Here is a 1,383-nt window from a genome sequence, read left to right as displayed (position 1 = left end):
CCCCCTGTTACCTCATGTCAATACCTCCGGGAAGGGGCATTCGTCGCCTCAGTTGAATATCTCCGGTTGGGTCGGCGGTTCCAGTCCTCGTTGACGGGGGGTTTCACGGGTGCGGGCTGCTTGGCCGTGGCGAGGGTTTCGAGCCGGCCCGTGAGGGACAATATCTGCCGGGACAGGGCAGCGGGTCTGATCTTCTTGTATTCGGTGTTCATGCGGAGTACGGCCATGGGTGAGACGCCGGGGTCGGCTTTCGTGCGTCTGTGCGGGGTCGCGGGAGCGTCGTGCTTCTTGGTGACCTTGGCTCCGACGCGGACCTTGGCGATGAGCTTCTGCTGGGGCAGCAGGTAGTTGGTGAAGATCCGGTCCAGTTCCCAGATCTGGTTCAGCAGCTCCAGTTCCGCGGCGGTGTCGTAGCGCAGGTAGCCGACGAGTTCACGGACCCTGGCCCAGTTCTTCTGCTCCACGTGGGCCCCGTCGTTCTTGTTGCCGGACCGGGAGCGGGTGAAGGTGATGTGGTGTTCCAGGCAGAAATCGAACAGATGGTTGTTGATGAACTCGCTGCCGTTGTCCGAATCGATGCCGATCACGGGAAAGGGAAACACCGACAGGACGTGCTGCAGGGCAGCGAAGACGTGCTTCTGCGCCCGGTTGGGCACGGACCTGTTCACCGTCCAACCCGTGGCGATGTCGGTGACGGTCAGCGTGAAGCAGAACTGCCCGGAGTTGTTGGACCCTTCATGGCCGACCAGGTCGATCTCCACGAACCCGGGCACGGCATCATCCCACTGCGCCCAGGTCCGGATCGGGATCTGGGATTTCAGCAACGACCCGGGCTTGGTGTGGGAGCGCCCACGGGGCAGCAGCTTGGCCCGTTCGCCAGCCAGCCGCCTATCGATCGTTGCAGCGCTCATCCGCGCCAGCAGGGCCGCCTGCGGATCCGTGACCTGCAGCGCTCCCTCGTCCCGCAGCATCGGAACAAGTTCAGGCATCGCCGCCGCCAGCAGCCGTCCGGCCGGCGCCCGCAGCACCGCCCAACACTGCACCAGGCCTGGCTGCAGATCCGCCCCGTACACCGGAGCCCGGCCCGCCCGCACCGGACGCGGCCTGGGCGGATCAAGGGCATGCCGCAGCACCGCCCGCGCATAGTCCCGGTGCCAGCCCGTCAGCTCGACCACCTCGTCCAGGATCCTGCCTTTCCGGACCCGATCACCGGCCCGGTAGGTCCTCGCCAGCTGCTTCGTCACGGCCTTGCGCTCGGCCATCGTCAGTCCCATCCACCCTGCGTAACCCGCCACCGCCCGCCCGGCAACCCCGAACCAGCCGGAGAAATACTTATGAGGCAACGTATGCCCCTTCGCGGAGGTTTTTTACGAGTCAACTCGG

General features: G+C 65.4%; 1 protein-coding gene. It reads right to left on the bottom strand.

Going from position 1 to position 1,383, the window contains the following annotated elements:
• Positions 1-17: 17 nt before the first annotated feature.
• Entirely contained in the window at positions 18-1,343 is a 1,326-nt protein-coding gene (locus QRN45_RS20185) for an integrase catalytic domain-containing protein (protein WP_284764464.1), read from the bottom strand.
• Positions 1,344-1,383: the final 40 nt, after the last annotated feature.

The sequence above is a fragment of the Arthrobacter sp. efr-133-R2A-63 genome (assembly GCF_030209795.1).
GTDB classification, from domain to species: Bacteria; Actinomycetota; Actinomycetes; order Actinomycetales; family Micrococcaceae; genus Arthrobacter; species Arthrobacter bambusae_A.
Note: the sequence above shows the minus strand (reverse complement) of the source record. Positions and strands in the feature narration are given on the sequence as shown.